Origin of the sequence: Actinoplanes sp. SE50/110 (genome assembly GCF_900119315.1) — a bacterium.
GTDB lineage: Bacteria > Actinomycetota > Actinomycetes > Mycobacteriales > Micromonosporaceae > Actinoplanes.
Genome location: NZ_LT827010.1, coordinates 8,590,691 through 8,610,474 on the forward strand (window position 1 = coordinate 8,590,691; position 19,784 = coordinate 8,610,474).

At 70.2% G+C, this 19,784-nt stretch carries 19 protein-coding genes and 1 tRNA gene; 5 read left to right on the forward strand and 15 right to left on the reverse strand.

Translation table 11 applies throughout. From position 1 onward, the window contains the following. The first annotated feature begins 68 nt into the window (after positions 1–68). From galE to ACSP50_RS38365, 4 genes are all read left to right on the forward strand, one after another. Positions 69–1,043, forward strand: a complete 975-nt coding sequence (gene galE / locus ACSP50_RS38350; protein WP_014694717.1) for a UDP-glucose 4-epimerase GalE — start codon at positions 69–71, stop codon at positions 1,041–1,043. Continuing rightward, the gene (gene galK / locus ACSP50_RS38355) at positions 1,040–2,182 is read left to right on the forward strand and encodes a galactokinase (protein ID WP_014694718.1); all 1,143 of its coding nucleotides are present in this window, start codon (positions 1,040–1,042) and stop codon (positions 2,180–2,182) included. The genes galE and galK overlap by 4 nt, the downstream gene beginning before the upstream one ends. Before the next feature lie 136 nt (positions 2,183–2,318). Next, the gene (locus tag ACSP50_RS38360; protein WP_043513011.1) at positions 2,319–2,561 is read left to right on the forward strand and encodes a hypothetical protein; all 243 of its coding nucleotides are present in this window, start codon (positions 2,319–2,321) and stop codon (positions 2,559–2,561) included. Between the two features lie 243 nt (positions 2,562–2,804). Continuing rightward, positions 2,805–3,539 (forward strand): ATP-binding protein, encoded by a 735-nt coding sequence (locus ACSP50_RS38365; protein ID WP_231956802.1) that lies wholly within the window; start codon positions 2,805–2,807, stop codon positions 3,537–3,539. Between the two features lie 8 nt (positions 3,540–3,547). On the opposite strand, the gene cysN is transcribed toward ACSP50_RS38365, so the two are convergent. The 10 genes from cysN to ACSP50_RS38415 form a co-directional block, all read right to left on the reverse strand. Further along, positions 3,548–4,846, reverse strand: a complete 1,299-nt coding sequence (cysN, locus tag ACSP50_RS38370) for a sulfate adenylyltransferase subunit CysN (protein ID WP_014694721.1) — start codon at positions 4,844–4,846, stop codon at positions 3,548–3,550. Then, positions 4,846–5,757, reverse strand: coding sequence for a sulfate adenylyltransferase subunit CysD (gene cysD, locus ACSP50_RS38375; protein WP_014694722.1), 912 nt, complete (start codon positions 5,755–5,757; stop codon positions 4,846–4,848). Before cysD ends, cysN begins: the two co-directional genes overlap by 1 nt. A 73-nt stretch (positions 5,758–5,830) precedes the next feature. Continuing rightward, complete coding sequence (locus tag ACSP50_RS38380; RefSeq protein WP_014694723.1) at positions 5,831–6,673, reverse strand: 3'(2'),5'-bisphosphate nucleotidase CysQ; 843 nt, start codon at positions 6,671–6,673, stop codon at positions 5,831–5,833. 18 nt (positions 6,674–6,691) lie between these two features. After that, positions 6,692–8,176, reverse strand: a complete 1,485-nt coding sequence (locus ACSP50_RS38385) for a sugar transferase (RefSeq protein WP_369793982.1) — start codon at positions 8,174–8,176, stop codon at positions 6,692–6,694. Between the two features lie 377 nt (positions 8,177–8,553). Further along, positions 8,554–9,165: an aminoacyl-tRNA hydrolase gene (gene pth / locus ACSP50_RS38390; RefSeq protein WP_172898825.1), complete on the reverse strand. Its 612-nt coding sequence runs from the start codon at positions 9,163–9,165 to the stop codon at positions 8,554–8,556. 62 nt (positions 9,166–9,227) lie between these two features. Continuing rightward, positions 9,228–9,839, reverse strand: coding sequence for a 50S ribosomal protein L25/general stress protein Ctc (locus tag ACSP50_RS38395; RefSeq protein ID WP_014694726.1), 612 nt, complete (start codon positions 9,837–9,839; stop codon positions 9,228–9,230). Positions 9,840–10,175: 336 nt separating this feature from the next. Next, positions 10,176–11,156 (reverse strand): ribose-phosphate diphosphokinase, encoded by a 981-nt coding sequence (locus tag ACSP50_RS38400; protein ID WP_014694727.1) that lies wholly within the window; start codon positions 11,154–11,156, stop codon positions 10,176–10,178. 110 nt (positions 11,157–11,266) lie between these two features. Then, positions 11,267–12,652 carry a bifunctional UDP-N-acetylglucosamine diphosphorylase/glucosamine-1-phosphate N-acetyltransferase GlmU gene (gene glmU, locus ACSP50_RS38405; RefSeq protein WP_014694728.1) on the reverse strand — a complete coding sequence of 462 codons (1,386 nt, stop codon included), beginning with the start codon at positions 12,650–12,652 and terminating at the stop codon, positions 11,267–11,269. A 138-nt stretch (positions 12,653–12,790) separates the two neighbouring features. Further along, positions 12,791–12,861: transfer RNA gene (locus ACSP50_RS38410), tRNA-Gln, on the reverse strand. A 37-nt stretch (positions 12,862–12,898) separates the two neighbouring features. Further along, positions 12,899–13,780 carry a hypothetical protein gene (locus ACSP50_RS38415; protein ID WP_014694729.1) on the reverse strand — a complete coding sequence of 294 codons (882 nt, stop codon included), beginning with the start codon at positions 13,778–13,780 and terminating at the stop codon, positions 12,899–12,901. 121 nt (positions 13,781–13,901) lie between these two features. On the opposite strand from ACSP50_RS38415, the gene ACSP50_RS38420 reads away from it, so the two are divergent. Further along, positions 13,902–14,507 (forward strand): TetR/AcrR family transcriptional regulator, encoded by a 606-nt coding sequence (locus tag ACSP50_RS38420; RefSeq protein WP_043516347.1) that lies wholly within the window; start codon positions 13,902–13,904, stop codon positions 14,505–14,507. A gap of 95 nt (positions 14,508–14,602) precedes the next feature. On the opposite strand, the gene ACSP50_RS38425 is transcribed toward ACSP50_RS38420, so the two are convergent. The 5 genes from ACSP50_RS38425 to ACSP50_RS38445 all read right to left on the reverse strand — a co-directional run bounded on the left by ACSP50_RS38425 (position 14,603) and on the right by ACSP50_RS38445 (position 19,719). Continuing rightward, on the reverse strand, positions 14,603–15,064 hold the full coding sequence (locus tag ACSP50_RS38425; protein WP_014694731.1) for a DUF4383 domain-containing protein: 462 nt from the start codon (positions 15,062–15,064) through the stop codon (positions 14,603–14,605). Positions 15,065–15,143: 79 nt separating this feature from the next. Then, positions 15,144–16,943, reverse strand: a complete 1,800-nt coding sequence (locus ACSP50_RS38430; RefSeq protein ID WP_014694732.1) for an ABC-F family ATP-binding cassette domain-containing protein — start codon at positions 16,941–16,943, stop codon at positions 15,144–15,146. 8 nt (positions 16,944–16,951) lie between these two features. Then, the gene (locus tag ACSP50_RS38435; protein ID WP_014694733.1) at positions 16,952–17,899 is read right to left on the reverse strand and encodes a 4-(cytidine 5'-diphospho)-2-C-methyl-D-erythritol kinase; all 948 of its coding nucleotides are present in this window, start codon (positions 17,897–17,899) and stop codon (positions 16,952–16,954) included. Next, a complete protein-coding gene (gene rsmA / locus ACSP50_RS38440) occupies positions 17,896–18,783 on the reverse strand; it encodes a 16S rRNA (adenine(1518)-N(6)/adenine(1519)-N(6))-dimethyltransferase RsmA (RefSeq protein WP_014694734.1) in 888 nt (295 codons plus the stop codon). The genes ACSP50_RS38435 and rsmA overlap by 4 nt, the downstream gene beginning before the upstream one ends. Positions 18,784–18,792: 9 nt before the next feature. Then, positions 18,793–19,719, reverse strand: a complete 927-nt coding sequence (locus ACSP50_RS38445) for a TatD family hydrolase (protein ID WP_014694735.1) — start codon at positions 19,717–19,719, stop codon at positions 18,793–18,795. Between the last annotated feature and the right edge of the window lie 65 nt (positions 19,720–19,784).

Sequence of the window (19,784 nt, forward strand, 5' to 3'; positions counted from 1 at the left end):
GAACCTGTTGACTTATGAGCGCTTATGGGGAATTCTAGCCTCGCCGTCCCCATCAGAAAGGCCAACCCGTGAAACTGCTCGTCACCGGCGGCGCCGGTTACGTGGGCAGCGTGACCAGCAGACTGCTGCTGGACGCCGGCCACGAGGTCGTGGTGCTCGACAACCTGGCCACCGGGTTTCGCGAGGCGATCGCCCCGGACGCCACCTTCGTCGAAGCGGATATCGCCGATGCCGGCTCGGTCCTCACCCCGGACGCCGGCTTCGACGCGGTGCTGCACTTCGCCGGGCTCATCGCGGCCGGCGAGTCGATGGTCAAACCGGAGCTCTACTGGCACGAGAACGTGGTCAAGTCGCTGGCCCTGCTCGACGCGATCCGGGCCGCCGCGGTGCCACGGGTGATCTTCTCGTCGACCGCGGCGGTCTACGGCAACCCGGTCGAGCTGCCCATCACCGAGGCCGCGGTCAAGGCACCGACCAGCACGTACGGGTCGACCAAACTGACCTTCGACCTGGCGCTCACCGCCGAGGCGTTCGCGCACCGGCTGGCCGTGGTGTCGCTGCGCTACTTCAACGTCGCCGGGGCATACATCACCGACGGCCACGAGATCGGCGAACGGCACGACCCGGAGACCCACCTCATCCCGATCACCCTGCAGGTGGCCGCCGGCAAGCGGGACAGGCTGCAGCTGTTCGGCGACGACTACCCCACCGCCGACGGCACCTGCGTGCGCGACTACATCCACGTCGAGGACCTGGCCCGGGCACACCTGCTGGCGCTCGACGCGGCCACCCCGGGCGAGCACCGGATCTACAACCTGGGCAACGGCAACGGCTTCTCCAATCGGCAGGTCGTCGAAGCGGCCCGCGAGGTCACCGGCGCGGCCATCCCGGTCGAGACCGCCCCCCGCCGCGACGGCGACCCGGCCACCCTGGTGGCCTCCGCCGACCTGGCCCGCGCCGAACTGGGCTGGGTGCCTCGCAAGGACACGCTGCAGGCGATGATCGGGGACGCCTGGACCTTCTACCGCAAGCACGTGGCATGAGCGTCGAGACCCGGGCCGTCGCGGCCTTCACCGAGGCGTACGGGGAGCAGCCGGACGGGCTGTGGGCGGCGCCCGGCCGGGTGAACCTGATCGGCGAGCACACCGACTACAACGACGGGTTCGTGCTGCCCTTCGCGCTGCCGCAGCGCACCGTCGCCGCGGTCGGCCCGTCCCCCGACGGGACCTGGGCGGTCTGCTCCACCCTCGCCCCCGAACCGGTGGCGTTCGGGGTCACCGAGCCGGGTGAGGTGACCGGCTGGGGCGCGTACGTGGCCGGGGTGGTGTGGGCGCTGCGCGACGCCGGCCACGAGCCGCCCGCGGTACGCATCGCGATCGACTCCGAGGTGCCGCTGGGCTCCGGCCTGTCCTCGTCGGCCGCACTGGAATCGTCGGTGCTGACCGCCCTGATCGACCTCGGCGGCCTGGACGTGCCGCTGGAACGCCGCCCGGCGATCGCCCAGCGCGCCGAGAACCGGTACGTCGGCGCACCCACCGGCATCCTGGACCAGTCCGCCTCGATCCGCTGCGAAGCCGGCCGGGCGCTGTTCCTCGACTGCCGGTCCTACCGGATCGACCAGATCCCGTTCGACCTGGCCGCCGCCGGCCTGGCCATCCTGGTGATCAACAGCAACGCGCCGCACCAGCACGTCGACGGCGAATACGGGGCGCGCCGCAAGAGCTGCGAGGAATCCGCCGCGATCCTGGGCGTCCCCGCGCTGCGCGACGTCGAGGTGGCCGGCCTGCCCGGTGCGCTCGACCGGCTCGGCGACGAGGTGCTGCGCAAGCGGACCCGGCACATCGTCACCGAGAACCAGCGGGTCCTCGACACGGTGGCGCTGCTGCGGGACGGCCGGGTCCGGGAGATCGGACCACTGCTGACCGCCTCCCACGCCTCGATGCGCGACGACTTCGAGATCACCGTCGCGCAGGTGGACGTGGCCGTGGAAGCCGCACTGGCGGCCGGGGCCCACGGGGCCCGGATGACCGGGGGTGGATTCGGCGGGTGCGTTCTGGCCCTGATCGACGCCGAACGCGCCGATGCCACCGCGGCGGCGGTCGCGGGGGCGTATGCCGAGCGGGGGTTCGAGGCACCGACCAGCTGGGTCGCGGTGGCCGGGCCTGGGGCCGGGAGGCTCTGAGTTCGTTTCCCGCAGGCGCGGGGATCGCTCGGCCAGGGGATTCCCGCGGCCCTCCGGGTGGGCCCTGGCACGACGTCCGGAATCTGAACTTGATCTTGAATTTTGATCTTGCCGGAAATCGGGTATGGCTGCGGGCATGACGACTGAGCAGCACTCGCCCGCCGACGACGCGCCCGAGGATGTTCGCGGCAGTGAGACCGCGGAGAACGAGCCCAACGAATACGGCTTCTCGGGTGATCCCGCTCTGCCGGAGTCGCACGAGGTCGCGCACCTTGCCGAGGGTGAGGGTGAGCGGATCGCGGTGCCCTCCGGTGATCTGACCGGAGCGATCACCGACGCGATCGAGGAGGCGTCGGAGGGGCACGGCCACCAGCAGTGACGACCGCCGGTCCGGGGTGACTCCGCGGCACGACCGCGACCAGGGACGCTCCGACCGCCGGGCGGTGTCGTCCTTTCGGCCCGCCTACCTGGCCTTTTGGGGGATCACCCGCAGGGGCGAGAGAGGGCGACGGTGGGGTGCGGCGCCGCTAGGGTGTGCGGCATGGGGGTCTACCCACCGTATCTTGACGATGACTGCGCGCCAGCGGTGTCGGTTCGTGTCGACTTCTCGGCGGATGCGGCCGTGTCGTTGCTGACCGTGCGCGGTTCGTGGGGTGACGACCTGCGCCGGTCGACGTCGGCGTCACTGCTCCGGTGTTTCACCGAGCATCCGGATGCGCTGATCGTCGACCTGAGCGGGCTGCGGGATCCGCGCAGCGAGTCCGTGCCGACCTGGACGACGGCCCGGACGGTGGCGGCGACGCTGCGGCCGCCGATGCATCTGGCCCTGTGCGTCCCGCCGGACCTGCCGCTCGCCGACCGGATGCAGGGGCTGGGCGCCGGCCGGATGCGCAGCGTGCCGGGCGGCCGGTTGCTGCCGGTGTACGCGAGGGTGGGCCAGGCACGGGTGGCGGTGGCCGGACGGCTGCCGGACGGCGAGCGGATGGCGGTGACGCTGGCGCCCGACGCGGACGCGCCGAGCGCGGCGCGGAACCTGGCCGGGGACGCCTGCCTGGCGTGGGGGCTGCCGCGGCTGCCGCATCCGAGCCGGCTGGTGATGTCCGAGCTGGTGACGAATGCGGTGGAGCATGCCGGCACGCCGATCCGGGTGGTGGTCACCCGGCGCGGCGACGGTCTGCACCTGGCGGTCGCCGACGGGTCGTCGGCGATGCCGCGGCTGCTGCGGCCGACACGCCCGAGAGCGGGTCAGCCGCTGGACGAGCGGGGCCGGGGCCTGCGGACCGTGCACGGCACCGCCGCAGTGTGGGGTGCCGTGCCGGCCGCGCCGGGCAAGGTGGTGTGGGCGATCGTCCGCTGAGCGGGCGGTCAGGCCGCTTCGATGATCATGCCGGCCGCGACGGTGCGGTTGGTGGCCTCGTCGATCAGGATGAAGCCGCCGGTGGTGCGGTTGCGGCGGTACTCGTCGGCGAGCAGTGGCACCGTGGTCCGCAGTTTGACCCGGCCGATCTCGTTGAGCCGGAGTCCGTCCGCGCAGTCGTCGCGGTGCAGCGTGTTCACGTCGAGCCGGTACTGCAGGCCGCGCACCACGGTCCGCGCGGTGCGGGTGGTGTGCTTGATCGTGTACTTGCCGCCGACCCGCAGCGGGGCGCTCTCGTCCATCCAGCAGACCATCGCCTCGATGTCCTGCGCGACGGCCGGGGCGTTGTGCGGACGGCAGATCATGTCGCCGCGCGAGATGTCGATCTCGTCGGTCAGCCGGACCGTCACCGACATCGGCGGGAACGCCTGGTCGACCGGCCCGTCGGCGGTGTCGATCCCGGCGATCGTGCTGGTCAGCCCGGACGGCAGGACCATCACCTCGTCGCCGGGCTTGAGCACGCCGGAGGCGACCTGGCCGGCGTAGCCGCGGTAGTCGGTGACCGTGGTGGACTGCGGGCGGATCACGTACTGCACCGGGAAGCGCACGTCGACCAGGTTGCGGTCGGAGGCGATGTGCACGTGCTCCAGGTGGTGCAGCAGCGACGGACCCTCGTACCACGGGGTGTTCTCCGAACGGGAGGCGATGTTGTCGCCGTTGAGCGCGGAGATCGGAATGATCGTCAGGTCGGGGGCGTCGAGCTTCGCGGCGAACGCGGTGAACTCGTCGGCGATCCGCTCGAACACCTCCTGGTCCCAGTCGACCAGGTCCATCTTGTTGACGCAGAGCACCAGGTGCGGCACGCGCAGCAGGCTGGTCAGGAAGGCGTGCCGGCGGGACTGCTCGACCAGGCCCTTGCGCGCGTCGACCAGGATCAGCGCCAGGTCGGCGGTGGACGCGCCGGTGACCATGTTCCGGGTGTACTGGATGTGCCCCGGGGTGTCGGCGATGATGAACTTGCGCCGCGGGGTGGCGAAGTAGCGGTACGCCACGTCGATGGTGATGCCCTGCTCCCGCTCGGCGCGCAGGCCGTCGGTGAGCAGCGCCAGGTTGGTGTACTCGTCGCCGCGGGACGCGCTGGCCGCCTCGACCGCCTCCAGCTGATCCGCGAAGATCGTCTTGGTGTCGTACAGCAGCCGCCCGATCAGGGTGGACTTGCCGTCGTCCACGCTGCCCGCGGTCGCGAACCGCAGCAGGTCCATGTTGCGCGCGGATGCGGCGTCCGGCTCCAGAACGGACTGGCTCATCAGAAGTAACCCTCTCGCTTGCGGTCTTCCATCGCGGCTTCGCTGACCTTGTCGTCGCCGCGGGTCGCGCCACGCTCGGTGATCCGGGTCGCGGCGACCTCGTCGATCACCTTCTCCACCGTGTCGGCGTCGGAGAGCACCGCCGCGGTCTGCGAGGCGTCGCCGACCGTGCGGTAACGCACCCGGCGGACCTCGGCGGTCTCGCCGTCGCGCACCTGGATGAACTCGTTGACCGCGTAGAACATCCCGCCGCGCTCGACGACCTCACGGTCGTGCGCGTAGTAGATGCTGGGCAGCTCGATGTGCTCCTTGGCGATGTAGTGCCAGACGTCGAGCTCGGTCCAGTTGGACAGCGGGAACACCCGGATCGACTCGCCCGGGTGGTGCTTGCCGTTGTAGAGCGCCCACAGCTCGGGGCGCTGGTTCTTCGGATCCCACTGGCCGAACTCGTCGCGGAAGCTGAACATCCGCTCCTTGGCGCGGGCCTTCTCCTCGTCGCGACGGGCGCCACCGAACAGGGCGTCGAACCGGTATTTCTCCACGGCGGCGAGCAGCACCGGGGTCTGGATCCGGTTGCGGGTGCCGTCGGGCAGCTCGCGGACCAGGCCGGTGTCGATGGCCTCCTGCACGCTGGCGACCACCAGGTTCAGGCCGAGGGCGGCGACCCGGCGGTCCCGGTATTCGAGGACCTCGGGGAAGTTGTGGCCGGTGTCGACGTGCATCACCGGGAACGGGACGCGTCCCGGGGCGAACGCCTTCTCCGCGAGGCGGAGCATGACGATCGAGTCCTTGCCGCCGGAGAAGAGCAGCACCGGGCGCTCGAACTCGGCCATGACCTCCCGCATGACGAAGATGCTCTCCGCTTCGAGTGCATCCAGATGCGAGACGCGATAGTCCTTCGTCTGGCTCATGGGATCAGTACCCAGACCTTTCGGGTTTCGGCCGAGCTGTGCTCATCGATTTTCCACGGTCGTTGCCGGCTGGTCATTGTGACGGAAGATGCCTGCTGATCGCAGTAAGCAACCGAGGAGCGAGATCTTTGCGACAAACAACCAGGTCAGGAAGCTTCGGATCGGCCTGGTTGTAGCTCAGCGGGGTGCCGTCGACGCGGGAGGCGTGCAATCCCGTGGCCAACGCCACAGCGACCGGGGCGGCCGAGTCCCACTCGAACTGCCCGCCGGCGTGCACATAGGCGTCCGCCTCCCCGCTGATCACCGCGGCGATCTTCACCCCGGCCGAGCCCATCGGCACCAGCTCGGCGCCCAGCTCCTCGGCGAGCGCGGTGACGAAGGCCGGCGGGCGGGTGCGGCTGGCCGCGATCCGGATCGCCCCGCCGGTGGCCGACTCCAGCGGCATCGGCGGGTACGCCGGCGGGTGGTCGGTGGCGATCGTGCGGTGCTGGGCCGGCATCGCGACCGCGCCGGCGGCCAGCACGCCCGCGTTCCAGAGGGCCACATGGACCGCCCAGTCGCCGCGGCCCTCCTCGGAGAACTCGCGGGTGCCGTCGAGCGGGTCGACGATCCACACGCGGGACGCGTCGAGCCGGTCGGGGCGCACCGTGTCCGGCTCCCCCTCGCGCCACGCGACCCGGGCGTGCTCGTCCTCCTCCGACAGCACCGCGTCGGCCGGGCGCCACCGGGCCAGCTCGGCCCGCAGCAGGTCGTGCGCGGCCTTGTCGCCGGCCGTCTTGAGCGCCTTGCCGTCGTGGAAGCCCACCTCGGCGCGGACCCGCAGCAGCTCCTGCCCGGCCCGGTCGGCGAGCCAGCGGGCGAACGCGGCATCGATCACCGGTGGTGTGCCGCCCTCGGCACCGATCTGCTCGCCCACGAGTCTCGCTCCCTCACGTCAATACGCCCCGGATGAACGCACCACTGCAGTCATCGTCCTCAACAAGATGACCAGATCCAAACTGAGCGACCAGTTCTCGACATAGCGCAGGTCGAGCCGGACCGCCTCCTCCCAGGACAGGTCGGAGCGCCCGGACACCTGCCACAGGCCGGTCATCCCGGGTTTGACGGCGAGCCGTCGCCGCACGTCATCGGCGTAGGCGGCCACCTCGGTGGGCAGCGGCGGCCGGGGACCGACCAGCGACATCCGGCCGGACAGGACGTTGAGCAGCTGCGGCAACTCGTCCAGCGAGAAGCGGCGCAGCCATCGCCCGATCGGGGTCACCCGCGGGTCGTCGCGCATCTTGAACAGCACCCCGTCGTGCTCGTTGAGGTGCCGCAGCTCGTTCAGCCGGGCCTCGGCGTCGACGTACATGCTGCGGAATTTGAAGATCCGGAACATCTGCCCGTCGCGGCCGACCCGCACCTGCCGGAACAGCACCGGCCCACGCGAGGTGAGCCGCACACACAGCGCCAGGCCCAGCAGCAGCGGCGCGAACAGCATCAGCAGCAGCAGCGCCCCGGCCCGGTCGACCAGCTCCTTGACCAGCCGCGACCCGCCGTGCAACCGGGGATGCTCGACGTGCAGCATCGGCAGCCCGTCGAACGGCCGGATCGTGGTCCGCGCCCCGGCCACGTCGACCAACGCGCTGGCCACCACCAGGTCCACCTCGTCGCGTTCCAGCCGCCAGGCCAGCCGGCGCACCGCCGCCCCGTCCAGCTCCGGGCAGCTGAGCACCACCACGGTGTCCGCGTCGGCCTGCTCCACCGCCGCCGCCACGTCCTCGAACGTGCCGTACACCGGCAGGTCCACCTCCAGGCCGTCGGCGCCCGGCGGCAGGCACGCGCCGACCACCTCCAGCCCGTGATAGCGCTCGCGGCGCAGCTGCCGGGCGATCCCGATCACCGACAGCTCGTGACCGACCACGATCACCCGGCGCAGCGCCTCCCCGCGGGCCCGCGCCCAGTGCAGCCGCTTGCGCAGCACGAACCGCAGCACCAGCACCGACACGACGGCCGCCGGCAGCGCGGCCAGCACATAGGACCTGGCCAGGTCCAGATCGAGGGCGTACGACACCAGGGCCACCCCGGCGATCAGCCCGCCCCCGCCGCGGATCACCCGCTGGTACTCGTCGCTGCCGACGAACAGATAGCGCCGCTCGTACGCCCGCGACACGGCCAGCACGGCCAGCAGCACCACCGGAAGCATGGCGGAGACCAGCAGGTACGCCTCGTTCCACGCGGTCACCTGATCGCCGAACCGGAGGCCGAACCCGGCCGCGCCGGCCGCGATCCCGGCCGACAGGTCGCCGAGCACCAGATTGCGCACGTACCGGCCCTCCCAGCGCTGCCGGCGCGACATCGCCGCGTGCCGGCCGCGGGGGCGGATGAACGGGCGGGTCGCCGACGACCGGTTCGGACGCGTCGTGAAATGCCGGCTCATCGCCTGGTTGCGCTGCGGGTCGCCGGCACCCTGCACCGCGCGTGGCGGCTGGTTCTGAGACGCCCCGGACGGCGGCGGGCTCAGCGGGGCGACCGGCCCCGGGATCCGGGTGTTGAGCCCCGAGCGGCGTACCGGCGGCCCTTGCGGGCCCTGGTTGACCGGATCGGCGCGCAGCGTCGGAAGGTCCACGGTGGGCTCGGTCAACGCGTCCGCCCGGCTTTCGGACACGTCCTGCGACATCCCGCGAACCTCCCGTCACGTCGGCGGCGCATCGAAAGCGTGCGCCTGTGGTGACCAACGGACGGACGGCTGAGCCGTCACGGTATGGCTAGGCGTACAAATCGACCCAAACGGTCACGCCAAACCGGCCCGAACCATCAACTTCCGTGGTATTTGTTCTGCGCCCACTCGACACCTTCGAGCACGATCGCCTCCACCACGTCAGCCGCCCGATCCACCAGGAAATCCAGCTCCTTACGCTCCGCCGAGGAGAAGTCGGCCAGCACGTAATCCGCCGGGTCCTGACGGCCCGGAGGCCGCCCGATACCGAAGCGCACCCGCGCATAGTCCTTGCTCGCCAGCGACTTCGACATCGACCGCAGCCCGTTGTGGCCACCCTCGCCGCCGCCCCGCTTCGCCCGAACCTGGCCGAACGGCACATCCAGCTCATCATGCACCGCGATCACATGCGCCACGGGCACTTTGAAGAACTGCGCCAGCGACACCACCGGAGCGCCCGACAGGTTCATGAACGTCAGCGGCTTCACCAGCACCAACTTCGGCCCCCCGAAACCCAGACGACCCTCACCGGCCTCGGCCTGCGCCCGCTTCGCCCGGCCCAGCTTCGCCCCGAGCCGCGACGCCAGCAGATCCGCCACCATGAAACCCACGTTGTGCCGGTTACCGGCGTACTCCCGGCCCGGATTACCCAGGCCCACCACCAGCCACGGCGCCTCGTCCGTCACCCTCTCCGCCTCCCGGATACACATCAGGGAAAGTGCCGCCCGGCACTTTCCCTGATGAACTGGCCTACCGCGGACCCGCGCCGCTATTACTCCGCTGCAGCAGCCTCGGCGGCCTCGGCGTCAGCCGCGTCCTCCTCAGCCGTCTGGACACTCTGCGCCGCGTTGATGATCGCCAGCACGGTGTCCGCCTCGACCGCGAGCTCCACGCCCTTCGGCAGCTTCACGTCGCCGGCGGTCAGCTGCGTGCCCGCCTCCAGACCGTCGATCGACAGCTCCAGCTCCGACGGCAGGTGCAGCGCCTCGGCGACCACCGCGACCGTGTTCGACTCGTGCACGATCAGGGTGTTCTTCGCGGCCTCACCGATCAGCGTGACCGGAACGTCCACCTGGACCTTCTCGCCCCGCTTCACGATCAGCAGGTCGATGTGCTCGTACGAGTCCTTGATCGGGTCACGCTGGATCGCCTTCGGCAGCGCCAGCACGGCACCCGAGTTACCGGCGATGTCGATGGTGAACACCTGGTTGGCACCGCCGTGACGGATCGCCGCCGCGAACTCACGGGCCGGAAGCGCGATGTGCTGCGGCGCCTCACCGTGCCCGTACAGCACGGCGGGCACCAGGCCGGCCCGGCGCGTGCGGCGGGCACCACCCTTGCCGAACTCGGTACGGGGCTCGGCGCTGATCTTTACCTCGGACACGGGGAAACTCCTGAAACTCTTCGATGCGGGCTGCGTCTAAGTCTGCGGCTGCGGTATTCCAGCAGTGCTTCGGTGGTGATCAGCGACAGCGTCAAAGCCGTCGCCGGCGCTGCCGGGCAAGGGGGCGCGCTGGGCACAGGCCCGGAGCACCGCGTCGATCACGGAGCCTCGAGCGGACTGCGAACCTCAGCAGACCGCGGGGCACCCTCGCCGTGGCAACCGTATTAGCTTACCTGCTCCCCACCGGCACACAGCAGCGGGTCCATTAATGGAGGGCGCCCGCCACCGGACAAGCCGGCCACGGGCGCCCTCACCCCTCGTGAAACTAGCTGTAGATCAGCTCAGGCCACCGAAAAGCGTGGTCACCGAACCGTCGTCGAACACCTCACGGATCGCCCGCGCCAGCAACGGCGCGATCGACAACACCGTGATCTTGTCCAGTCGCTTCTCCGGCGCCAGCGGCAACGTGTTCGTCACCACCAACTCCGAGATCCGGCTGTTCTTCAACCGCTCCGTCGCCGGATCCGACAACAACGCGTGCGTCGACGCCACGATCACATCCGCCGCACCCTCGTCGAACAGGATGTCCGCCGCCTTCGCGATCGTCCCACCGGTGTCGATCATGTCGTCGACGATCAGGCACACCCGGCCCTCGACCTCACCGACCACCCGGTTCGCCACGACCTGATTCGGCTTCAACGGATCACGCGTCTTGTGGATGAACGCCAGCGGGCACCCACCCAGCCGGTCCGTCCACCGCTCCGCCACCCGCACCCGGCCCGAATCCGGCGCCACCACCGTCATCGGACGACCCGCGAACTTCTTCTCCACGTACTCCGCGAGAATGTCCATCGCGAACAGGTGATCCACCGGGCCGTCGAAGAAGCCCTGGATCTGCGCCGTGTGCAGATCCACCGTCAAGATCCGGTTCGCCCCCGCGGTCTTCAGCAGATCCGCCACCAGCCGCGCCGAAATCGGCTCCCGGCCCCGGTGCTTCTTGTCCTGCCGCGAATACGGATAGAACGGCAACACCACGGTGATCCGCTTCGCCGACCCACGCTTCAACGCGTCGATCATGATCAGCGTCTCCATGACCCAGCGGTTCACCCCCTCGGTGACCGACTGCACCACGAACGCGTCCGAGCCCCGCACCGAATCCTTGAACCGGACGAAGATCTCACCGTTGGCGAACTCATACGAATCCGACGGCGTCGGCGCCACACCGAGCACCTGACCGATCTCATCCGCCAGTTCCGGGAAGCCCCGGCCGGTGAAGAGCATCAAACTCTTACGGTTCTCCGCGACGATGCTGCCCATCGGCTCGCTGCTCCCGTTGGATAGGGGGTGGGTTCGCATGAAGTATCCCTGGCGGCCACGTAACCGCCATGTTTCCACAGCACTACGTGGGATGACTCACCCCCGCTGGATCACCCCTGGCCAGGGGTGATATCCCGGGCCCGCTCCGCCGCCTCCGCCGACACCGTCCCCGACCGCTTCAACGCCACCCAGCCCTCGATGTTGCGCTGCTGCGCCCGCGTCACCCCGAGACTGCCCGCCGGCACATCCTTGACCACCGCCGAACCCGCCGCCACATAGGCACCCGGCCCGATCTCCACCGGCGCCACCAGCACCGAATCCGACCCCACGAAAGCCGCCTCACCCACCACGGTCCGGCTCTTCCGCACCCCGTCGTAGTTCGCGAAGATCGTGCCGGCGCCGATATTCGCCTTCGCCCCGATCTCCGCATCACCCACATACGACAGGTGCGGCACCTTCGCACCCTCACCCAACTCGGCGTTCTTCGTCTCCACGAACCCGCCGACCTTCGCCTTACGCGCCAGCCGCGTCCCCGGACGCAGATACGAATACGGCCCCACCGTCGCCTCCGGACCGACCACCGCGCCGATCACATGCGACCGCAACACCGTCGCACCCGCCGCCACCGACGAGTCCACCAGCGTCGAATCCGGGCCCACCACCGCACCGGTCGCCACCGATGACGAACCCAGGATCTGACAGTTCTGATCCACCACCGCGTCCGGCTCCAACGTCGCCGTCACATCGATCCACGTCGTCGCCGGATCCAGCAGCAGCACACCCGACCGCATCCACGCGTCATTCACCCGATCGCGCATCAACACCCGCAGCCGCGACAACTCCGCCCGGTCATTGCAACCCAGCGTCTCGTACGCGAACTCGGCCACCTCGACCGCCACCGGACGGCCCTCCGCCGCCAGGATCCCGAAGACGTCGGTCAGATACTCCTCGCCCTGCGCGTTGTCCGTCGACAGCTTGCCCAGCGCCTCCCGCAGCAACACCGCGTCGAACGCGTAGATCCCCGAATTGATCTCCCGGATCGCCAGCTCGTCCGGCGACGCGTCCTTCGCCTCGACGATACGCTCCAGGTTCCCCTTCGCATCCCGGACCACCCGACCCAGGCCACCCGGCAGATCCACCTCGGCACTGAGCACCGTGGCCGCCGCACCCGCCCGCTCGTGCGTGGCCAGCAGCGCCTCCACCGTCTCCGGACGCAGCAGCGGAACATCACCGCTGAGCACCACGACGGTCCCGGTCAGCCCGGGGGCCGCCGCCAGGGCGATCCGCACCGCGTGACCGGTCCCGTTCTGCTCCGCCTGCAACACCGGGGTCGCCTCCGGCGCCGCGTCGGCGAGGAAGGCGCCCACCTCGTCGGCCTTGTGCCCGACCACGACCAGGGTGCGGTCGGTGCGGATCGCCGCCGAGACGGCCAGGACGTGGCCGAGCAGGGTGCGGCCCAGCAGCGGCTGCAGCACCTTGGGGGTGGCGGACTTCATGCGCTTGCCTTCACCAGCGGCAAGCACGACAACGGTACGGCTGGGGGCCTGGCTCACGTTGGAACTCCAAGTTCGCAATAGGCGATATCGACAGTCGACGCAGCCAGCGTCAGCCCGGCCGCAGACTCAGACGCAAAGCTCCCGGAGGAGGATTCGAACCCCCATAAATGGCACCAAAAGCCACGGTCCTACCATTAGACGATCCGGGACCTATTTCGGACATTTCCCTCAGGTCATGTCCACCGGTCACATGATAGCGGGCTCACTCTGATCTTCGCTCAGCGCAATACCCTCCATGACGCCCTCGAGCTCCCAGTAGAGCTGAGCCGACTTGCGGACGCTGACCATGAGGCAACCCCGATAGAAGTCACCCACATTCTTTCGCACGGTGGCCGGGTTGTGCCTCTTCAGGGTGGGTCGGAGGAACTCTCCGGCGTCCACCCCGACGACCTTCGCCCACCACTGCGTCGCGCCCTCGACATCGGCGGACTCATGGATGCTGAGGCGGAAACTCACCCGTTCGGAGCTGACCCCCATCAGCGCCAGATAGCGCAGGAAAAGCAGGATCAGCTGTGGGTCACTGTTGGCGAACTTGAGGCTCGTGGCCCGCGGCCCCCATGGCATCTCCTTCGCACCCTCACACCAGTAGGCCACCGAGCCCAGGAGGATCACCTCCCGCTCGGACAGATCCCCGACCCAGCCCGACACCTCGGCCCGCATCCGGTCGCGCGCCAGGTCCCGCTCCTTCCGGTGCGGCCCCCACCGCTTCTCCGCAACGGACTTCGAGTGCCGACTGCGACGCGCGGCCGCTTCCTCAGGGGTGGCGTCGAGTGGCATGTCGCGCGTCCACAGGTAAGCCGAGGATTTCGACACCTCCAGCGCGGCGGCGATTTCCGGCACGGTCCGTCCCTGAGCCCGCAGGTCGCGCGCCAGCTCGCGCAGATTGTCCTTCGCCCGCGGCCGCTTGGTCCATTCGGATGACTCCAGGCCCTGGAGCCACGCGGTCAGCGTGCCGTTGCCCACGCCGAACATTTTCATCAGCTGCGACCGGGACAGGCCCGGGTCCACGCGCAGTTTCCGAGCCTCGGCCCGCCGATCGTCCTCACTGTGGAACCGGTTCGTCGTCATGTACGTACATTAGAACGAAGGATTGCAAGATCGTAAGTGCTGACATGTGCCAATATCTGAACCCGTGACAAGGACCTGGCAGGATTGGCCGGTGACCGACGACAGGGAGCCGCGGCGCCGGATGTCCGCCGCTCAGCGCCGTGAGCAGTTGATCGCCACCGGCCGGCAGTTGTTCGCCGAGCGCGGCTATGACGCCACCAGCGTCGAGGAGGTCGCCGTCCGGGCGAAGGTGTCGAAGCCGGTGGTCTATGAGCATTTCGGCGGCAAGGAGGGCCTGTATGCGGTGGTCGTGGACCGTGAGGTGCGGGCGCTGCTGGAGCGGATCACGGCGGCGTTGACGGCGGGTGATCCGCGGGAGTTGCTGGAGCAGGCGGCGCTGGCGTTGCTGGATTACATCGAGGAGGAGCCGCACGGTTTTCAGGTGTTGTCGGCGCGGCAGGCGCCGGTGCTGGCTCCGGCGAACACGTTCGCGAGTGTGATGAACGATGTCGCGCATCAGGTGGAGCACATTCTGGGTGCGGAGTTCCGGTCGCGGGGGTTGGATCCGCGGTTCGCCGAGTTGTATTCGCAGGCGTTGGTGGGGATGGTGGCGCTGGTGGGTCAGTGGTGGCGGGAGGCGCGGGAGCCGCGGAAGGAGTTGGTGGCGGCGCATCTGGTGAATCTGGCGTGGAATGGTTTGTCGCATCTGGAGCCGCGGCCGAGCCTGATCACCCGCAAGCCCTGCTGATCTTGCGGAACGCGCGGAGTGGAGGGAGAGCCCGGGAAGCACGATGACCGCCTCGCTTCGCGGGGAAGCGGGCGGCCATCAGGCGCACGGTGGGGTCAGGCGGTGCGTCCTTCGCGGACCTGTCGCGGCGCGCCGGCCTTGTCGGGTGCGGCGGTCTTGCTGTACAGGCTGATCGTGATGAGCAGCAGGCCGACCAGGTAGGTCACGATGACCGTGGCGATGCTGGCGCCGAAGAAGTTGGCGTCGGTGCGGATGGTGGCCAGGCTGTAGCTGCCGAGGACGAGGAGTCCCCAGCCGAGGTATTTGTCGATGGCGACGTCGACGTTGCGGCCGACGACGGTGCCGAGCAGGACGAGGGCTCCGACGGCGAGGCTGATGATCGACCAGAGCAGGTTGCTGCTCTGGCCGAGCACGCGGTCGCCGGTGTGGCCGGTGAAGTTGTCGCCGGCGGTCTGTGCGAAGCCGATGATGCCGAAGACCACCAGGTAGGCACCGGCGACGAAACCGGCCAGGCGGTACATCGGCCGGAGGGGGTGGTTGACCGGAATATGCGCCATGCTGTCCGTCTCCAAGGTCAGGTGTTGTCGTCCCGATTCTCGCGTATCCGCGACAAGCGGCGCAGGTACACCCCCCGGATCAGTTTCCGGGCACCTGCTCGGCGAGTTCGAGCCAGGCCTGTTCGACCTGTTCGCGTTCCTGTCGGACGGCTTTGAGCTGGGCTTCCAGCTCGATGAGCCGGTCGTAGTCGCTGCCGTGCTCGGCGAGGCTCTCGTTGATCCTGGTTTCCTTCTCGCCGAGTTTGTCCATCTGGCGTTCGAGCCGGGCCAGGTCTTTTTTGGCTTGGCGCAGCTCACTGGCGGTCAGTCCGCTGGCGGCGGTCGCCGCTTGCGGTTCATTGGCCGGTACGCGGGTGGCCGGTGCCGTGCCGTGCACCCGTGCCAGGTATTCGTCGATGCCGCCGGGCAGGTGGACGAGGCGGCCGTCGCCGAACATGCCGTACACCGCGTCGGTGACCCGTTCGACCAGGTAGCGGTCGTGGCTGGCGACGATCATGGTGCCGGGCCAGGAGTCGAGGAGGTCTTCGAGCGAGGCGAGGGTGTCGGTGTCGAGGTCGTTGGTGGGTTCGTCGAGCAGCAGCACGTTGGGCTCGGTGGCGAGCAGCCGGAGCATCTGCAGGCGGCGTCGTTCGCCGCCGGAGAGGTCGCTGACCGGGGTCCAGATGCGTTTGTCGGTGAATCCGAAGACTTCGGCGAGCTGGCCGGCGGAGAGTTCGCGGTCGCCGAGTTTGACGCGTTTGGCGACCTCTTCGACGGCTTCGAGCAGGCGCAGGTGGCCGGGCAGCTCGCGGAGTTCCTGGGAGAGGAAGGCGGGCCGGACGGTGGAGCCGGTGACGAGGCGGCCGCCGTCGGGGCGGGTGACGCCGGCGAGCAGGCGCAGCAGGGTGGTCTTGCCGGCGCCGTTGGCGCCGAGGATGGCGATCCGGTCGCCGGGGCCGACCTGGAAGGTGAGGTCTTTGAAGATCGGCTTGGGGCCGGCGTTGAGGGTGACCTGCTCCAGGTCGTAGACCTGTTTGCCGAGTCGGGTGGTGGCCAGGCGTTGCAGGCTGACGGTGTCGCGGACCGGGGGGACGTCGGCGATGAGTTCGTTGGCGGCGTCGATCCGGAATTTGGGTTTGGAGGTGCGGGCCGGCGGGCCGCGGCGCAGCCAGGCGATCTCTTTGCGGAGCAGGTTCTGCCGGCGGGCTTCGACGGCGGCGGCGACGCGCTGGCGTTCGGCGCGGGCGAGCACCCAGGCGGCGTAGCCACCCTCGTAGGTGTGCACCTGTTCGTCCACGACCTCCCAGGTCATGGTGCAGACCGCGTCGAGGAACCAGCGGTCGTGGGTGACCACGACGAGGGCGCCTTTGCGGGTGAGCAGGTGGGTGGCGAGCCAGTCGACGCCGGCGACGTCGAGGTGGTTGGTGGGCTCGTCGAGGATGAGCAGGTCGCTGTCGCGGACGAGGAGGGCGGCCAGGGCGACGCGGCGGCGTTCGCCGCCGGACATCGGGCCGACCGGGGTGTCGAGGCCGAGGTGGCCCATGCCGAGGCCGTCGAGGATGGTGCGCACGCCGGCGTCGCCGGCCCATTCGTGTTCGGCGCCCATGCCCTGGGCGAGCCAGGCGGTGCCGAGGACGACGTCGCGCACGGTGGCGTCGGCGGCCAGGGTGAGTGTCTGTGGGAGGGCGGCGACGCGCAGGTCCCGGCGGTGGGTGACGCGTCCGGAGTCGGGTTCCTCGATTTTCGCGAGCATGCGCAGGAGGGTCGACTTGCCGGCGCCGTTGAGGCCGACGATGCCGACGCGGGCGTCGTCGTCGAGCCCGAGGGAGACGTCGGTGAGCAGCTGACCGGCGGCCCCGTAGCCCTTGTTGACCCGGTCCAGGTTGATGATGTTCGCCACGATGGGGTCTAGATTACCCGCGCGCCGGGCTGGGGTCCGCGGGCGGTGACCGCGGCCCGGCAGACGCCGGCTTCGGTGAGGCTGTCGGCGATCTCCTGGGCGTGTGTGGCGTCGGCGGCGAGGAAGACGCAGGTGGGGCCGGAGCCGGAGACGAGGCCGGCGAGGGCGCCGGCCTCGGTGCCGGCTTTGAGCACGTCGGCGAGCTGGGGGCGCAGGGCGAGGGCGGCCGGTTGCAGGTCGTTGCCGAGGGCGGCGCCGAGGATTTCCGGGTTGCGCTGGCGCAGGGCGGCCATCAGGGTGTCGGCGCTGCCGAGCGGAGTGGGTGGCCAGGTGCCGGCGCGCAGGGTGTCGAGCTCGCGGTAGACGGCGGGGGTGGCCAGGCCGCCGTCGGCGATGGCGACGGTCCAGTGCCAGGTGGTGGGGCGGGCCAGGATGGGGCTGACCGCCTCGCCGTGGCCGGTGCCGAGGGCGGTGCCGCCGTGCAGCAGGAAGGGGATGTCGGAGCCGAGTTGGGCGCCGACCTCGGCGAGCTCGTCGCGGCTCATGCCGAGGCCCCAGAGCAGGTCGCAGGCGATCAGGGTGGCGGCGGCGTCGGCGCTGCCGCCGGCCAGGCCGCCGGCGAGCGGGATGCTCTTGCGCAGGTGCAGCCGGGCGTAGGCGGGGACGCGGGCGCGGGCGGCCAGGGCGCGGGCGGCGCGGATGATCAGGTTGGTCTCGTCGAGGGCGAGGTCGCCGGTGCCCTCGCCCTCCATGGTGAGGGTGAGGGTGTCGCCGTGCCGGGCGGTGATCTCGTCGAACAGCGAGATGGCGTGGTAGACGGTGTTCAGCTCGTGGTAGCCGTCGGGTCGCAGCGGGCCGACCGCGAGGTGCAGGTTGATTTTGGCCGGCACGCGGACCTTGACCGGGCCGCTGTACGGGCGCGGCTCGTCGTCGTCCGGACCCCACGCCTCGGTCATGCTTGCGCCTCCTCGGGCTGTGCGCCGGATGGGCTGAGCTTACCGCCGTGCTCTGACGTTTTCGCCGCTGCCGCGATGGCCGCGAACTCGCCGACGGTCAGGGATTCGCCGCGGGCCTGCGGGTTGATTCCGGCGCGCCGGAGGATCTGTTCGGCGGTGGCGGCGCCGCCGGCCCAGCCGGCCAGGGCGGCGCGCAGGGTTTTGCGTCGCTGGGCGAAGGCGGCGTCGACGACGGTGAACACGTCGGTGCGCGGGACGCCGGCGGGTGGTTCGCGGCGGGTGAAGGCGACCAGCCCGGAGTCCACGTTGGGGACCGGCCAGAACACCGCGGGGGGCACCTTGCCGGCGGATCTGGCCTCGGCGTACCAGGCGAGTTTGACCGAGGGGACGCCGTACACCTTGGAGCCCGGACCGGCGACCAGCCGGTCGGCGACCTCCTTCTGCACCATGACCAGGCCGCCGCGCAGGGTGGGCAGTTCGGCGAGCAGGTGCAGCACGACCGGGACGGCGACGTTGTAGGGCAGGTTGGCGACCAACATGGTGGGTGCCGGGTCGAACCGGTCGCCGGTGACCTTGAGCGCGTCGGCCGGGTGGACGGTGAGGTGGGCGGCGGTGACCGTGGCGGGCAGGGCGGCGGCCAGGGTGGGGTCGATCTCGACGGCGTGCACGTGGGCGACGGCGCCGGCCAGGCCCAGGGTGAGCGAGCCGAGGCCGGGGCCGACCTCCAGGGCGACGTCGTCGGGGCGCAGGGCGGCGGCGGCCACGATGCGCCGGATGGTGTTCGGGTCGTGCAGGAAGTTCTGGCCGAGCTTCTTGGTCGGCGCGACGCCGAGGCGTGCGGCGAGTTCCCGGATCTCCGCCGGGCCGAGCAGTGCGTCAGCCATGCCAGCAGCCTAGGCGGGCGGTCCGGCCGGCCGGCGCCATGGTCCGAAGACGCGGTCGCCGGTGGCCGAGATGGTGGCGCACAGGGTGTCGGTGTCGATGCCGCGGGCGGCGGCCAGGGCACGCACGGTGAGCGGGATGAGGTACGACGCGTTGGGCCGGCCGCGGTGCGGGGCCGGGGTGAGGTAGGGGGCGTCGGTCTCCACCATCATCAGTTCGGGCGGGGTGACCGCGGCGGCTTCGCGCAGGTTGCCGGCGCTGGCGAAGGTGATCGTCCCGGCGAAGCTGAGGTGGAAGCCGCGGCGTACGCAGGCGGTGGCGAAGGCGGCGTCGCCGGAGAAGCAGTGCATCACCACGGTGTCCGGGGCGCCCTCGTCGTCGAGGATGCGCAGCACGTCGGTGTGTGCCTCGCGGTCGTGGATGATCAGGGCTTTGCCGTGGCGTTTGGCGATCGCGATGTGTGCCCGGAAGCTGGTCTCCTGGGCGGCCCGGCCGTCGTCGCCGGTGCGGAAGGTGTCCATGCCGGTCTCGCCGATGCCGCGGACCCGGGGGCGGGCGGCGAGGTCGTCGATCCGGCGCAGCGCCTCGTCCAGATCGGTGAGGCGGGGTGCCTCGTTCGGGTGAAGTGCGACGGCGGCGAGCACCGCATCGTGGCGGTCGGCGAGGTCGGCTCCCCACTGTGAGGAGTCCACGTCGACGCCGACCTGGACGAGCCGGTCGACGCCGTTCTTGGCGGCCGCTTCGATCAGCGCCTGGACCGGGTCGGCGGACGGGCCGCCGGGCACTCCGGCCTCCTGAATGGTCAGGTCGAGGTGGGTGTGGCTGTCGAAGACCGGCACGGCCAGCGGGTCCGGGGCGGGCGGGAACTCGCCGGCGCGGCGCGCGGCCTTGTGCCGGCGCTTCTCCGACGGTGCAGGGCTCGAAGGCATGTGAGACATTCTGCACGTCGCGTTTTCCGGTAACCGACCGTTCATCCGATATCCACCATCATCACTTAGGTTCC

Excerpts from the sequence above, each read along its gene's own strand:
- ACSP50_RS38420 (WP_043516347.1), top strand. The coding sequence starts at position 13,902 with ATGTCCGCCGCTCAGCGCCGTGAGCAGTTGATCGCCACCGGCCGGCAG.
- ACSP50_RS38385 (WP_369793982.1), bottom strand. The coding sequence starts at position 8,176 with ATGAGCCGGCATTTCACGACGCGTCCGAACCGGTCGTCGGCGACCCGC.
- ACSP50_RS38425 (WP_014694731.1), bottom strand. The coding sequence starts at position 15,064 with ATGGCGCATATTCCGGTCAACCACCCCCTCCGGCCGATGTACCGCCTG.
- cysN (WP_014694721.1), bottom strand. The coding sequence starts at position 4,846 with ATGAGCCAGTCCGTTCTGGAGCCGGACGCCGCATCCGCGCGCAACATG.
- galK (WP_014694718.1), top strand. The coding sequence starts at position 1,040 with ATGAGCGTCGAGACCCGGGCCGTCGCGGCCTTCACCGAGGCGTACGGG.
- glmU (WP_014694728.1), bottom strand. The coding sequence starts at position 12,652 with ATGAAGTCCGCCACCCCCAAGGTGCTGCAGCCGCTGCTGGGCCGCACC.
- pth (WP_172898825.1), bottom strand. The coding sequence starts at position 9,165 with ATGTGTATCCGGGAGGCGGAGAGGGTGACGGACGAGGCGCCGTGGCTG.
- ACSP50_RS38445 (WP_014694735.1), bottom strand. The coding sequence starts at position 19,719 with ATGTCTCACATGCCTTCGAGCCCTGCACCGTCGGAGAAGCGCCGGCAC.
- ACSP50_RS38400 (WP_014694727.1), bottom strand. The coding sequence starts at position 11,156 with ATGGGCAGCATCGTCGCGGAGAACCGTAAGAGTTTGATGCTCTTCACC.
- cysD (WP_014694722.1), bottom strand. The coding sequence starts at position 5,757 with ATGAGCCAGACGAAGGACTATCGCGTCTCGCATCTGGATGCACTCGAA.
- rsmA (WP_014694734.1), bottom strand. The coding sequence starts at position 18,783 with ATGGCTGACGCACTGCTCGGCCCGGCGGAGATCCGGGAACTCGCCGCA.
- ACSP50_RS38415 (WP_014694729.1), bottom strand. The coding sequence starts at position 13,780 with ATGACGACGAACCGGTTCCACAGTGAGGACGATCGGCGGGCCGAGGCT.
- ACSP50_RS38360 (WP_043513011.1), top strand. The coding sequence starts at position 2,319 with ATGACGACTGAGCAGCACTCGCCCGCCGACGACGCGCCCGAGGATGTT.
- ACSP50_RS38435 (WP_014694733.1), bottom strand. The coding sequence starts at position 17,899 with ATGACCGAGGCGTGGGGTCCGGACGACGACGAGCCGCGCCCGTACAGC.